The organism is Klebsiella sp. MS 92-3, from assembly GCF_000195655.1.
Lineage (GTDB): Bacteria > Pseudomonadota > Gammaproteobacteria > Enterobacterales > Enterobacteriaceae > Klebsiella > Klebsiella pneumoniae.
This window is the reverse complement of the sequence record NZ_GL882828.1, coordinates 27523-40674: the sequence shown is the minus strand read 5'-3', so window position 1 is coordinate 40674 and position 13152 is coordinate 27523. Positions and strand designations below refer to the sequence as shown.

The 13152-nt window shown below is 58.0% G+C and carries 13 protein-coding genes; 8 read left to right on the top strand and 5 right to left on the bottom strand.

The features are described from left to right. Positions 1-37 precede the first annotated feature (37 nt). Positions 38-1510 (bottom strand): outer membrane channel protein TolC, encoded by a 1473-nt coding sequence (gene tolC, locus HMPREF9538_RS09315; protein ID WP_020316753.1) that lies wholly within the window; start codon positions 1508-1510, stop codon positions 38-40. Between the two features lie 196 nt (positions 1511-1706). On the opposite strand from tolC, the gene nudF reads away from it, so the two are divergent. The 5 genes from nudF to parE are packed head-to-tail and all read left to right on the top strand — an operon-like array spanning position 1707 to position 6111. After that, positions 1707-2339 carry an ADP-ribose diphosphatase gene (nudF, locus tag HMPREF9538_RS09320; protein ID WP_002916848.1) on the top strand — a complete coding sequence of 211 codons (633 nt, stop codon included), beginning with the start codon at positions 1707-1709 and terminating at the stop codon, positions 2337-2339. Next, positions 2336-2758 carry a DUF1249 family protein gene (locus HMPREF9538_RS09325; RefSeq protein WP_002916847.1) on the top strand — a complete coding sequence of 141 codons (423 nt, stop codon included), beginning with the start codon at positions 2336-2338 and terminating at the stop codon, positions 2756-2758. Before nudF ends, HMPREF9538_RS09325 begins: the two co-directional genes overlap by 4 nt. A gap of 24 nt (positions 2759-2782) precedes the next feature. Further along, positions 2783-3610: a 3',5'-cyclic-AMP phosphodiesterase gene (gene cpdA, locus HMPREF9538_RS09330; protein WP_002916846.1), complete on the top strand. Its 828-nt coding sequence runs from the start codon at positions 2783-2785 to the stop codon at positions 3608-3610. Beyond that, positions 3610-4185, top strand: a complete 576-nt coding sequence (gene yqiA, locus HMPREF9538_RS09335; protein ID WP_002916845.1) for an esterase YqiA — start codon at positions 3610-3612, stop codon at positions 4183-4185. Before cpdA ends, yqiA begins: the two co-directional genes overlap by 1 nt. A gap of 30 nt (positions 4186-4215) precedes the next feature. Continuing rightward, positions 4216-6111, top strand: a complete 1896-nt coding sequence (gene parE / locus HMPREF9538_RS09340) for a DNA topoisomerase IV subunit B (RefSeq protein ID WP_002916844.1) — start codon at positions 4216-4218, stop codon at positions 6109-6111. A gap of 72 nt (positions 6112-6183) precedes the next feature. Here parE and HMPREF9538_RS09345 read toward each other — a convergent pair whose 3' ends face one another. The 4 genes from HMPREF9538_RS09345 to qseB all read right to left on the bottom strand — a co-directional run bounded on the left by HMPREF9538_RS09345 (position 6184) and on the right by qseB (position 9272). After that, positions 6184-6498, bottom strand: a complete 315-nt coding sequence (locus HMPREF9538_RS09345; RefSeq protein ID WP_002916842.1) for a putative quinol monooxygenase — start codon at positions 6496-6498, stop codon at positions 6184-6186. 80 nt (positions 6499-6578) lie between these two features. After that, complete coding sequence (locus HMPREF9538_RS09350; protein ID WP_009485599.1) at positions 6579-7160, bottom strand: NAD(P)H-dependent oxidoreductase; 582 nt, start codon at positions 7158-7160, stop codon at positions 6579-6581. A gap of 106 nt (positions 7161-7266) precedes the next feature. Next, the gene (qseC, locus tag HMPREF9538_RS09355) at positions 7267-8616 is read right to left on the bottom strand and encodes a quorum sensing histidine kinase QseC (protein ID WP_009485598.1); all 1350 of its coding nucleotides are present in this window, start codon (positions 8614-8616) and stop codon (positions 7267-7269) included. After that, complete coding sequence (qseB, locus tag HMPREF9538_RS09360) at positions 8613-9272, bottom strand: quorum sensing response regulator transcription factor QseB (RefSeq protein ID WP_002916836.1); 660 nt, start codon at positions 9270-9272, stop codon at positions 8613-8615. The genes qseC and qseB overlap by 4 nt, the downstream gene beginning before the upstream one ends. A 150-nt stretch (positions 9273-9422) precedes the next feature. On the opposite strand from qseB, the gene HMPREF9538_RS09365 reads away from it, so the two are divergent. From HMPREF9538_RS09365 to parC, 3 genes are all read left to right on the top strand, one after another. After that, positions 9423-9818: a YgiW/YdeI family stress tolerance OB fold protein gene (locus HMPREF9538_RS09365; protein ID WP_009485597.1), complete on the top strand. Its 396-nt coding sequence runs from the start codon at positions 9423-9425 to the stop codon at positions 9816-9818. Between the two features lie 77 nt (positions 9819-9895). After that, positions 9896-10765, top strand: a complete 870-nt coding sequence (locus HMPREF9538_RS09370) for an AraC family transcriptional regulator (RefSeq protein WP_002916831.1) — start codon at positions 9896-9898, stop codon at positions 10763-10765. A gap of 121 nt (positions 10766-10886) precedes the next feature. Next, positions 10887-13152 (top strand): DNA topoisomerase IV subunit A (gene parC / locus HMPREF9538_RS09375; RefSeq protein WP_009485596.1); only part of this gene is annotated, 2266 nt, incomplete at its 3' end.

Below are 13152 nucleotides of genomic sequence, written 5' to 3'. Positions count from 1 at the left end.
GTCCGACGGACAGGCGATGCGCATCACAGTATGAGAATTACTGACGGAACGGATTGCTGCCGCTGCTCTGGTTGGTCCGTGCGGACACCGGCTTCACCGCCGCGGTAGTGTTGCCGTAGCCATCAGCGGTGGCATCCTGTTGCGGATTTTCCGGCGCGACGCTATCTGCGGAGGTGGAGATGGGTTTACCCAGCGTGTTGTTCAGGGCGACCAGATCCTGCTCGTTCAGGGTACCTAACGCCGACTTAATGTTCAGCTCGTTGATCAGGTAGTTGTAGCGCGCATTGGAGAGCTGCTGCTTAGCGTTATACAGCGTAGTGGTGGCGTCGAGGACGTCAACGATCGTACGCGTACCCACCGAGTAGCCAGCTTCCATGGCATCCAGGGAGCTTTGCGCAGAGACCACCGCCTGTTTGTAGGCGTTGATGCTGCTGATGGAGGCGTTCACGTTGTTAAACGATGAACGCACAGTCTGCACGACGCTGCGGTGGGCGCTTTCCAGCTGCTCGCTGGCGCCAACGAAGTTGTATTGCGCCTGTTTGACCTGCGAGGTCACCGCGCCGCCCTGATACAGTGGCAGAGAGAAGTTCAGGCCGATTTGGTTCTGCCCGGCATCGTTATCCTGGTATTGCTGAGGATTATTATGGGTTTTTGAACCACTGTAGCTAGTATTCGATATCCCACTCGACGCGGATAGGCTGAGCGTCGGCAAATGGCCGTCCTGCGCCTGGCGAATCTGCTCGCGAGCCAGGTCCTGGTTCAGACGCGCCTGCAGCAGCGACAGGTTGCGGTTCTCCGCTTCCTTCAGCAGGGCGTTGACCGCCTGCGGCTTGTTGGTTTTGAAGCCATTCACGTTCAGGGAGGCCAGCTCCGGATAGTAATTACCGGTGACCTGACGCAGTTCTTCGACGGCGTTGTCGAGATCGTTACGCGCGGTGACTTCGTTCGCCAGCACGGCATCGTATTGTGAACGGGCGTTCTGTACGTCGGTGATCGCCACCAGGCCTACGTTAAAGCGCTGCGTGGTTTGATCCAACTGGCGGTAAATAGCCTGTTTCTGCGCTTCGGTATAGGAGAGCGTGTCGATGGCGGCCAGCACTTTAAAATAGGCCGTCGCGGTATTCAGAATCAGTGTTTGCTGATCGGTCTGATACGTGACATCCTGAATCCCTGCCGTTTTTTCCTGCAGCGTCAGGGCGCGCCATTTCGACATATCAAACAGAACCTGCGTTAACTGCAGCGAGCCGCTGGTGACGTTTGAATTGATGCCGTTGCTGTCGCGATAGCCATTGTTATAGGTATAATCCGCTCCCAGCCCAAGCTGAGGCAGTAATGGACTGCGCGCTTCGTTGATCTTTTCGAACGCGGCGTCACGATCGGCTGCCGATTTACGCAGATCGGGGTTGCTGATGCGTGCCTGCTGGTAAACCTGAAGCAGGTTTTCCGCCTGGCTCATGGCGCTGAACCCGGTCAGGCTCAGGCCGATAAGAATGGGGAGCAATTTCTTCATTTGCATTCCTTGTTGTGAAGCATTTAGCGCTGGTCTAATTCTAAGAAAAATTCCGCTGATTGTATCGATTCTGCCGCCGTAAAAAGTTGGCGTTACGTGCCATCCGGCGGTAATTTGCACCAATCTAACATACGGACCGTAAAACGGTAGCCAAACGGTTTGGAAATCCCTAATTTCAGATTCGCAGGACATGACAATGAGCAAACCCACGCAGCAGGGAATTACCTTCTCCAAAAATGATGTAGAAATTATTGCACGCGAAACGCTATATCGTGGTTTTTTTTCGCTCGATTTATACCGTTTTCGCCACCGCCTGTTTAACGGCGGCATGAGTGGCGAAATCACCCGTGAAATTTTTGAGCGCGGGCACGCCGCCGTCTTGCTACCCTTTGACCCGGTGCGCGACGAAGTGGTGCTGGTCGAACAAATCCGTATCGCCGCCTATGATACCAGCGAGAGCCCGTGGCTGCTGGAGATGGTCGCCGGCATGATTGAAGCGGGTGAAACGGTGGAAGATGTTGCCCGTCGGGAAGCGCTGGAGGAGGCCGGGCTTGAAGTTGGGCGGACGAAACCAATATTAAGCTATCTGGCCAGTCCCGGCGGCACCAGCGAACGGTTATCGATCCTGGTGGGAGAAGTTGATGCATCGACGGCAAAAGGCATTCACGGCCTGGCCGAGGAAAACGAGGATATTCGGGTGCATGTGGTGAGTCGGGAGCAGGCTTACCAGTGGGTAGAAGAGGGGAAAATCGACAACGCAGCCTCTGTCATCGCCTTGCAATGGCTGCAATTGCATTATCACAATTTACGAAATGAGTGGACAAAATGAAGCGTTATACACCTGACTTCCCTGAGATGATGCGCCTGTGCGAGACCAACTTCGCGCAGTTGCGCCGCCTGTTGCCGCGAACGGATGCAGCGGGTGAGAAGGTAAGCTATCAGGTGGGAAGCGCGCAGTATCGGTTAACGATAGTTGAATCGACCCGCTACACTACTCTGGTGGCAATAGAGCAGACTCTGCCTGCAGTGAGCTACTGGAGCCTGCCATCGATGACCGTCCGCCTCTACCATGACGCCATGGTGGCCGAAGTGTGTTCGAGTCAGCAGATCTTTCGCTTCAAAGCGCGATATGATTATCCTAATAAAAAGTTGCATCAACGCGACGAAAAGCATCAAATTAACCAGTTTTTGGCCGACTGGCTGCGTTACTGTTTAGCACATGGAGCGATGGCGATTCCGGTTTGTTAGCGTCGTTAAACCTAAGGACACCATTTGGAAAGCCTGTTAAACCTACCTCTGGCTGGTGAGGCCAGAGTCAGGATATTACAAATTACTGATACTCACCTGTTTGCTGAAAAGCATGAAACGTTGTTAGGCATCAATACCTGGGATAGCTATCAGGCCGTACTGTCGGCCATTCATGCCTCACAGCGTCCATGCGATCTGATTGTCGCAACAGGCGATCTGGCGCAGGACCACTCCTCCGCGGCCTATCAGCATTTTGCTGAGGGCATCGCGAGTTTTGCTGCACCCTGCGTCTGGCTACCGGGCAACCATGATTTCCAGCCGGCGATGTACAGCACCCTGCAGGAGGCGGGCATTTCCCCTGCCAAGCGCGTGTTTCTCGGCGATCGCTGGCAGATCCTGCTGCTCGACAGCCAGGTGTTTGGCGTTCCCCATGGCGAGCTGAGCGACTTCCAGCTGGAGTGGCTCGAACATAAGCTGGCGGAGGCGCCGGAGCGCTATACCTTACTCCTGCTGCACCATCATCCGCTGCCGGCCGGCTGCAGCTGGCTGGATCAGCATAGTCTGCGCAATGCCGGCGCGCTGGACAGCGCGTTGAGCGCCTGGCCGCGGGTGAAGCATCTTTTGTGCGGCCATATTCATCAGGAACTGGATCTCGACTGGAATGGCCGGCGCATGATGGCGACGCCGTCGACCTGCGTCCAGTTTAAACCGCACTGTGCCAATTTCACTCTGGATACGGTGTCACCGGGCTGGCGCTGGCTGGAGCTTCACCCTGACGGGACGCTGACCACCGAAGTGTGCCGCCTGGAAGGCGCCGCGTTTCATCCGGATATTGCTTCAGAAGGCTACTGATGGCGACGCTCCTTTATCTGCATGGCTTTAACAGCTCTCCGCGCTCGGCGAAGGCGACGGCGTTAAAGACCTGGCTGGCGCAGCACTATCCTGAGATCACCATGGTGGTGCCGGAGTTGCCGCCTTACCCGGCGGAAACGGCGGAGCTGTTGGAGTCCATCGTGCTGGAGCACGGCGGCGAGCCGCTGGGGGTCGTAGGGTCGTCGCTGGGCGGCTACTACGCGACCTGGCTTTCGCAGTGCTTTATGCTGCCGGCGGTGGTGGTTAACCCGGCGGTGCGGCCGTTTGAACTACTAAACAATTTTCTCGGCCACAATGAGAATCCATACACCGGGCAGCAATATGTGCTAGAGTCTCGCCATATTTACGATCTCAAAGTCATGCAAATCGACCCGCTCGAAGCGCCGGATTTACTCTGGCTGCTGCAGCAGACCGGGGATGAAGTGCTTGATTACCGCCAGGCCGTGCATTACTACGCCTCTTGCCGGCAGACGGTAGAGGAGGGCGGTAATCACGCATTTGTCGGCTTTGACGATCATTTCACTCAGATTATCGAATTTCTCGGCCTGCGCTAAACGGCCCTGAACGACCTACGAATACACACCATGACGCAATCTTCATATAATGCTGATGCCATTGAGGTACTCACCGGGCTAGAGCCGGTGCGCCGCCGTCCGGGCATGTATACCGACACCACTCGTCCTAACCATCTTGGTCAGGAAGTTATTGATAACAGTGTGGATGAAGCGCTGGCAGGCCACGCCAAACGCGTGGAAGTTATCCTTCATGCCGACCAGTCCCTGGAGGTCATTGACGATGGTCGTGGGATGCCGGTCGACATCCACCCGGAAGAGGGCGTGCCGGCGGTTGAGCTGATCCTCTGCCGGCTGCATGCGGGCGGTAAGTTTTCCAATAAAAACTATCAGTTTTCCGGCGGCCTGCACGGGGTGGGGATCTCGGTGGTCAACGCCCTGTCAAAACGCGTGGAGGTCAACGTGCGTCGCGACGGTCAGGTCTACAGCATCGCCTTTGAAAATGGTGAAAAAGTGGAAGACCTGCACGTCACCGGCACCTGCGGCAAACGCAATACCGGGACCAGCGTCCATTTCTGGCCGGACGAAAGCTTCTTCGACAGCCCGCGCTTTTCCGTTTCACGTCTGACCCACCTGTTAAAAGCGAAAGCGGTGCTGTGCCCGGGCGTGGAAATTGTTTTCCGCGACCAGGTGAACAACAGCGAGCAGAGCTGGTGCTATGCCGATGGCCTGAACGATTACCTGAGCGAAGCGGTGAACGGCCTGCCGCTGCTGCCGGAAAAACCATTCGTCGGCGCCTTCTCCGGCGAGACGGAGGCGGTGGACTGGGCGCTGCTGTGGCTGCCGGAAGGCGGCGAACTGCTGACCGAGAGCTACGTGAACCTGATCCCGACTATGCAGGGCGGGACGCACGTTAACGGTCTGCGTCAGGGGCTGCTCGACGCGATGCGTGAGTTCTGCGAGTACCGTAATATCCTGCCGCGCGGCGTGAAGCTGTCAGCGGAAGATATCTGGGATCGCTGCGCGTACGTGCTGTCGGTGAAGATGCAGGATCCGCAGTTCGCCGGGCAAACCAAAGAGCGCCTGTCGTCGCGCCAGTGCGCGGCGTTCGTCTCCGGCGTGGTGAAGGACGCCTTCAGCCTGTGGCTGAATCAGAACGTGCAGGCCGCGGAGCTGCTGGCGGAGATGGCCATCTCCAGCGCCCAGCGCCGTCTGCGCGCCGCCAAAAAAGTGGTGCGCAAAAAGCTGACCAGCGGTCCGGCGCTGCCGGGTAAGCTGGCGGACTGTACCGCCCAGGATCTGAACCGTACCGAGCTGTTCCTCGTCGAAGGGGATTCGGCGGGCGGCTCAGCCAAGCAGGCGCGCGATCGCGAATATCAGGCGATCATGCCGCTGAAGGGCAAGATCCTTAATACCTGGGAAGTCTCTTCCGATGAAGTGTTAGCTTCGCAAGAAGTGCACGACATTTCGGTGGCGATTGGTATTGACCCGGATAGCGATGATTTAAGCCAGCTGCGCTACGGTAAAATTTGCATTCTGGCGGATGCGGACTCCGATGGTCTGCACATTGCCACCCTGCTGTGCGCGCTGTTCGTAAGACATTTCCGTACCCTCGTGAAAGAGGGGCACGTCTATGTGGCGCTACCGCCGCTGTACCGTATCGACCTCGGTAAAGAGGTTTACTACGCGCTGACGGAAGAAGAAAAAACCGGCGTGCTGGAGCAGCTAAAGCGCAAGAAGGGCAAGCCAAACGTCCAGCGCTTTAAAGGGCTCGGTGAGATGAACCCGATGCAGCTGCGCGAAACCACCCTTGACCCGAATACCCGCCGCCTGGTGCAGCTGGTGATCAGCGATGAGGACGAGCAGCAGACCACGGCGATAATGGATATGCTGCTGGCCAAAAAGCGTTCGGAAGATCGTCGCAACTGGCTGCAGGAGAAGGGCGATATGGCGGATCTGGAAGTGTAAGTCTGTACGCTGCGCCAGACGTAAAAGGGAGCCTCAGGCTCCCTTTTTCATGGCATTACTGAGTCGGCGGACTTAAACGCCAGCCTGCAGAATACGGATGCTGGTCTCCAGCACATCGCCTTTGACCGCTTCCGACCAGGCTTTCATGTGCGGGGTTTGCAGGTGTGCTTCAAGATGCGCGACGCTTTCCCACTGCTCGACCATGACGATAGAGTCGGGCGCTGTGGTCTGGAAGCTGACGCCGGCGGCATGATCCACCAGCGGGGCATAGCCGTGGCAGCCGGCCTCCTGCAAAACGGTCGGAATAATTTTCGCGAACTGATCGAGAACCGCCTGGCGGTGGTGCTGGCCCGGGCGGGTACGGATTTCTGCAATCACTGTTAACATGGTTAACTCAACTCCTTCTGTGTGGATCTCGTCATACTCCAGGTTCGAATAACTCGAAATATGTAGAGCTAGACCTCTAGTTAACCAAAAATTTCCGCCAGATGCTTGCGATATTCTGCGATATACCGTGGGACATCAGGCATTTTAATCACGTCGTTGGCGATAAAGGTCGGCAATGCCTCCATGCCGAGGAACTGATTGGCTTTATGGAACGGCAGGTAAACGCCGTCAACGCCGACGCCGTGGAAGAACTGGTCTTTGTCGGTGAAGGCTTCCATCGGCGCGTTCCAGGTCAGAGAAAGCATATATTTTTTCCCCTGCACCAGGCCGCCGGAGCCATATTTTTTGCTGGCGTCGGAGCGGGTACGGCCATCGCTGGCGTACAGCGAGCCGTGGCCTTCGGTAAAGACGTCATCCATATATTTTTTCACCGTCCACGGAGCGCCCATCCACCAGCCCGGCATCTGCCAGATCACCACATCGGCCCACAGGAAATTCTGTACTTCGGCTTTTACGTCGTACTCGCTTTCGGCGCGAACGCTTTTAACATCGTGCCCGGCGTCGCGCAGATAACTCTCCGCGACCTCGGTCAGGGTGTCGTTCAGTTGACCATTAGAGTGCGCGAACTTTTTCGCCCCATTGATAATCAGGATGTTGCTCATTTTTTACCCTCATATATGAAAATTTGCCGACGATCTTACCCCGCGAAGCGGGGCAGTAAAATGAGCAAAATGTGCAAAGTCTTTTGCCAAATGAGCAATAATCTCGCTACCAGTACACGTGGGCCTCGAAGCCGCCGTCGCGCGCGTTGGCAAAATCAACCTGCATGCCGTGCAGCGAGGCGATGCGCCGGACGATCGACAAGCCCAGGCCGCTGCCCGGCGCCTCCTGCCCCGGCGGACGATAAAAACGCTCGCCAATGCGCGAGAGCGCCTGCGGGCTAATGCCTGGGCCGTTATCGCGCACCCGGAACTCGCGGGCGTTGAGCGTGATATCGACCTGGCTGCCGCGAGGGCTATAGCGTACGGCGTTATCCAGCAGATTGCGCACCAGCAGACTGAGCAGCAGCGGCTGGCCGGTGCGGACGATATGGCTGGCATTAAGATGCAGGCGCAGCTCAATCCCGGACTGCTGCGCCGGGTGATACATCTCCATCACTGCCGACTGCAGCAGATCGGCGATAGCGACCTGCTGCACATCATCCAGTTGGGCGAGCGAGTCCAGCCGCGACAGCGTCAGCAGCTGATCCACCAGTCGGGTGGCGCGATCGATCCCCTGGTGGAGCTGATCCAACGCTTTCTCACGCCCTTCGGGATCGTCCAGGGAGAGTTGAGCGACTTCGGTCTGCACCTTCAGCGCCGCCAGCGGGCTGCGTAGCTCATGGGCGGCATCAGAGGTAAACCGACGCTCGCGCAGCATGGCGTCGTGAGTGCGTCGGAACAGCTGATTCAGCGCTTCGACCAGCGGGCGAACTTCGGCGGGGATCTTCTCCACGCTGAGCGAATCCGCCGAGTCCGGCGCGCGCAGGCGCAGCGTGCGCGCCAGATTTTTCAATGGCGCCAGCTCGCGGCTTAACAGCACGATAAGCAGCACGAACATCAGCGGCAGGGCAACCATCCACGGGGTGAGCTGCGAGGTCACGATATCCATCGCCATTTCGCGCCGGTAATCCCACTCCTGGCCGACGGCGATGCGGTAGCGGCCGTCGGCGGGGGGTAACCACAGGAAACGCCACTCGTCATCGTCGTCACGCAGATAGCCATCGCTGAATCCCTCGCGCTGCGAATTCCACTGAATATCCTCTCCGTTCTCGCCGTCATTAAGCACCATTTTGCCGTCGCGGGTGAAGATGGCGAACGCCAGCGCGTCGTCGTCGATGTGCCCGTGGCGTACCTTTTTCTTTTCCCCGAGCGAGGCGGGCGGGGCGCGCAGTTCATCGAAATGCATGACGCTCAGGCGGCGAGCGAACAGCAGCTGCTGGGTATCGAACAGCTTATCCAGCTTTTTGCTGGTCTGCTGCCAGGCGATAACGCTGGCCATCCCCCAGGCGGCGGTGGTCAGTACGGCAAACAGCAGCGTCAGGCGCAGGCGCAGGCTCAGGCGGGCAAGTCGTTTCATGCGTCACCCAGGGTATAGCCGATGCCGTGGACGGTACGGATAAAGTCGCTGCCGAGCTTGCGGCGCAGATGATGGACGTGAACTTCCACGGCGTTGCTGGAGACCTCGTCGTCCCAGGTGTAGAGCTTTTCCTCGATAAGCTTACGCGGCAATACGCGCCCGGCGTTGCGCATAAGCAGTTCCAGCAGGGCGAACTCCTTCGGCTTCAGCGCCAGGCTTTCGCCGTCGAGGCTGGCGGTTAAGCGGTTCGGATCGAGGATCACCTTGCCGTGGCGCAGTTCGCTGCTGCTCTGGCCGTGCGCGCGGCGGATCAACGCTTCGAGGCGCGCTGCCACCTCAATCAGGGCGAAAGGTTTGCACAGGTAGTCATCGGCGCCCAGGCGCAGGCCCTCCACCCGCTGGCTGAGGGCATCGCGGGCGGTGAGGATCAACACCGGCTCATGGCGGCCTTTATCGCGCCATTCGCGCAGAATATCGAGGCCATCGATGCCGGGTAGGGTGAGGTCAAGGATTGCGGCGTCGTAGGGGGCGCTGTATAAGGCATTTTTGCCCTCCAGCCCGGCGGTAAACCAGTCAATGCTAAAGCCCATTTTGCTCAGCCCGGCTTTGATGCCGTCGCCGATAAGCTTGTCATCTTCCACCAGTAATATGCGCATGTTTCCCTCCGACGATCCCGTTTCTTTGCGCAGTAAACCGCGTTGAAGCGGGTGATGTACAGCATTAAAATTTCTTTTTTCCGCTTAAGAAGTCGTTAAGTTTTGTCGGGCGTAATAGGAGCCATACCAACACAAAAGGGAGAATATAAGATGAAAAAAATTGCTGCGATGACCGCGATTATTGCTTTGGTTTCCTTGCCAGTACTGGCCGCCGGGCAGGGAGGATTCACCGGACCGTCGACTACCACTACCACCCAGGCTGGCGGCTTCACCGGGCCGAGCGGTGCGGTGACCACCGTGGCGAACGCCAAGTCGCTGCGTGATGACACCTGGGTGACCCTGCGCGGTAAAATCGTCGAGCGCATCTCTGATGACCTGTATAAATTCCAGGATGCTTCCGGGGTGATCAATGTCGATATCGACCACAAGCGCTGGAACGGCGTGACCGTCGGCCCGCAGGACACAGTAGAAATTCAGGGGGAAGTCGATAAGGACTGGAACTCGGTAGAAATCGACGTTAAACAGATCCGTAAAATCGCGCCATAAGTCTCCGTCGGATAAGCGCAAGATCGGTCAGGAATCGCGATCCTCGCTCTGTCAGAGTATGTCGCGAGGAGGAGACGATGAACGATATTAAGGCCAGCCCGGCGTATGTCGGGCGCTTCCAGCGCGTCTGTAGGTACATTGCGCGCCATCTTGATGAGCCGCTGTCGTTGGAGACGCTGAGCGCGATAGCGCACAGTTCGCCTTACCATTTTCACCGGCAATTTAGCGCTTATACCGGCATTCCATTGTACCGGTATATTCAGTGGTTGCGTCTGCGACGCGCCTGTTGGCGCCTGGCGTTCAACCCCCGCGATAAAGTCATTGATATTGCCCTTGATGCCGGATTTCAGAATGCGGAGTCGTTCAGTCGTGCCTTCCGTACCGCGTTTGACCAAAGCCCGACCCAATTCCGTCAACAACCGGACTGGGCCGAGTGGCATCGACGCGTACCGAAACATACGCTACAGGAGCAAACGTCGATGGACGTCAACATTATTTCGTGCCCCTCCACCCGGATAGCCGTACTGCAACATCGCGGTAGCCCGGACCTTGTCAACGCCACCGCCGCGCGTTTTATCGCCTGGCGTAAGACGAGCGGACTATCGCCCGTCGCCACCAGCGATACCTGGGGGATCGCCTGGGACGATCCGCAGACCACCCCGCAGGAGGCATTTCGTTTTGATATCTGCGGTACGGTCGATCGGCCGGTTGGTGAAAACGCCTTTGGCGTGATTAACGGCGAAATCCCCGGCGGACGCTGCGCCGTCGTGCGCCATCACGGCTCGCTGGACACGCTGGCGAACAGCGTTTGGTTTCTCTATCGCGACTGGTTACCCGCTTCAGGCGAGACGTTACGGGATTTTCCGGTGTACTTCCGTTACCTCAATTTTGTCCATGAGGTGGCTGAGCATGAACTGCAAACCGATATTTATCTGCCGCTGGCCTGATTAAGCGTGACGGAATCCTCAGCCGATCTCACGGCCTGTGACTCAGGGCGTGAGATCGGGTATTATCGCGGGTAGTTTTGCCGTCCGAACGGTCGGTACCCAGATTGAGGATCCACGATTAATGAGCGATATGGCAGAGCGCCTTGCGCTGCATGAATTTACGGAAAATGCTTACCTGAACTACTCCATGTACGTGATCATGGACAGGGCATTACCGTTTATTGGCGATGGCTTAAAACCGGTCCAGCGTCGCATCGTCTATGCGATGTCCGAGCTGGGGCTGAACGCCAGCGCGAAATTCAAAAAGTCCGCCCGCACCGTCGGCGACGTGTTGGGTAAATATCACCCGCACGGCGACAGCGCCTGCTATGAAGCGATGGTGCTGATGGCGCAGCCGTTCTCTTACCGCTATCCGCTGGTGGATGGTCAGGGAAACTGGGGGGCGCCGGACGATCCCAAATCTTTCGCCGCCATGCGTTACACCGAATCCCGCCTGTCGAAGTATGCCGAGCTGCTGCTCAGCGAGCTGGGGCAGGGGACGGTCGACTGGGTGCCAAACTTTGACGGCACGCTGCAGGAGCCGAAAATGCTGCCAGCGCGTCTGCCGAACATCCTGCTGAACGGTACCACCGGCATCGCGGTAGGCATGGCGACCGATATTCCTCCGCACAACCTGCGGGAAGTGGCCAAAGCGGCGATTACGCTGATTGAGCAGCCGAAAACCACCCTCGACGAACTGCTGGATATCGTACAGGGGCCGGATTTCCCGACCGAGGCGGAGATCATCACCTCGCGGGCGGAAATTCGCAAAATCTACCAGAACGGGCGCGGCTCAGTGCGCATGCGCGCGGTGTGGAGTAAAGAGGACGGCGCGGTGGTGATCAGTGCGCTGCCGCATCAGGTCTCTGGCGCCAAAGTGCTGGAGCAGATTGCGGCGCAGATGCGCAATAAAAAGCTGCCGATGGTTGACGATCTACGCGACGAATCGGACCACGAAAACCCGACCCGTCTGGTGATTGTCCCGCGCTCCAGCCGGGTGGATATGGAACAGGTGATGAACCACCTGTTCGCCACCACCGATCTGGAGAAGAGCTACCGCATCAACCTCAATATGATCGGCCTTGACGGCCGCCCGGCGGTGAAAAACCTGCTGGAGATCCTCAGCGAGTGGCTGGTGTTCCGTCGCGATACCGTGCGTCGCCGTCTAAACCATCGGTTAGAGAAAGTGCTGAAGCGCCTGCATATCCTCGAAGGTTTGCTGGTGGCGTTTCTTAATATCGATGAAGTGATTGAGATCATCCGCACTGAAGATGAACCGAAGCCGGCCCTGATGTCGCGCTTTGGCATCAGCGAAACCCAGGCGGAAGCGATTCTGGAATTAAAACTGCGCCACCTCGCCAAACTGGAAGAGATGAAGATCCGCGGCGAGCAGAGCGAGCTGGAAAAAGAGCGCGACCAGCTGCAGGCGATTCTGGCGTCTGAACGTAAGATGAACAACCTGCTGAAAAAAGAGCTGCAGGCCGATGCCGATGCCTTCGGCGACGACCGTCGCTCGCCGCTTCACGAGCGTGAAGAAGCGAAAGCGATGAGCGAGCATGACATGCTGCCGTCTGAGCCGGTGACTATCGTTCTGTCGCAGATGGGCTGGGTGCGCAGCGCCAAAGGACACGACATTGACGCCCAGGGCTTGAGCTATAAGGCGGGCGACAGCTGGAAAGCCTCGGCGAAGGGCAAGAGCAACCAGCCGGTGGTGTTTATCGATACCACCGGACGCAGCTATGCCATCGATCCGATTACTCTGCCTTCCGCGCGTGGCCAGGGTGAACCGCTTACCGGCAAACTGACCCTGCCGCCGGGCGCGACCGTGGAGCATATGCTAATGGAAAGCGACGATCAGAAACTGCTGATGGCTTCCGACGCGGGCTACGGTTTCGTCTGTACCTTCAACGATCTGGTGGCGCGCAACCGTGCCGGGAAAGCGCTAATCACCCTGCCTGACAACGCGCACGTGATGCCGCCGCTGGTGATTGAGGATGAGTCCGATATGCTGCTGGCCATCACCGCCGCCGGGCGGATGCTGATGTTCCCGGTCAGCGATCTGCCGCAGCTGTCGAAAGGCAAGGGCAACAAAATTATCAGCATTCCGGCGGCGGAAGCCGCAGCCGGCCAGGACGGTCTGGCACATCTGTTTGTTCTGCCGCCGCAGAGTACGCTGACCATTCACGTCGGCAAACGGAAGATCAAACTGCGTCCGGAAGAGCTGCAAAAAGTCACCGGCGAGCGCGGCCGCCGCGGTTCGCTGATGCGCGGGCTGCAGAAAATTGACCGCGTGGAAATTGACTCGCCCCCGCGCGGCGCCGCGCGGGGGGGGGGGGGGGGGGGGGGGG

What these genes read in the sequence shown, in the direction of transcription:
- HMPREF9538_RS09345 (WP_002916842.1), bottom strand. Translation starts at nt 6,498, where the DNA reads ATGTTAACAGTGATTGCAGAAATCCGTACCCGCCCGGGCCAGCACCAC.
- parE (WP_002916844.1), top strand. Translation starts at nt 4,216, where the DNA reads ATGACGCAATCTTCATATAATGCTGATGCCATTGAGGTACTCACCGGG.
- yqiA (WP_002916845.1), top strand. Translation starts at nt 3,610, where the DNA reads ATGGCGACGCTCCTTTATCTGCATGGCTTTAACAGCTCTCCGCGCTCG.
- tolC (WP_020316753.1), bottom strand. Translation starts at nt 1,510, where the DNA reads ATGAAGAAATTGCTCCCCATTCTTATCGGCCTGAGCCTGACCGGGTTC.
- nudF (WP_002916848.1), top strand. Translation starts at nt 1,707, where the DNA reads ATGAGCAAACCCACGCAGCAGGGAATTACCTTCTCCAAAAATGATGTA.
- HMPREF9538_RS09350 (WP_009485599.1), bottom strand. Translation starts at nt 7,160, where the DNA reads ATGAGCAACATCCTGATTATCAATGGGGCGAAAAAGTTCGCGCACTCT.
- HMPREF9538_RS09370 (WP_002916831.1), top strand. Translation starts at nt 9,896, where the DNA reads ATGAACGATATTAAGGCCAGCCCGGCGTATGTCGGGCGCTTCCAGCGC.
- HMPREF9538_RS09325 (WP_002916847.1), top strand. Translation starts at nt 2,336, where the DNA reads ATGAAGCGTTATACACCTGACTTCCCTGAGATGATGCGCCTGTGCGAG.
- HMPREF9538_RS09365 (WP_009485597.1), top strand. Translation starts at nt 9,423, where the DNA reads ATGAAAAAAATTGCTGCGATGACCGCGATTATTGCTTTGGTTTCCTTG.
- qseC (WP_009485598.1), bottom strand. Translation starts at nt 8,616, where the DNA reads ATGAAACGACTTGCCCGCCTGAGCCTGCGCCTGCGCCTGACGCTGCTG.
- qseB (WP_002916836.1), bottom strand. Translation starts at nt 9,272, where the DNA reads ATGCGCATATTACTGGTGGAAGATGACAAGCTTATCGGCGACGGCATC.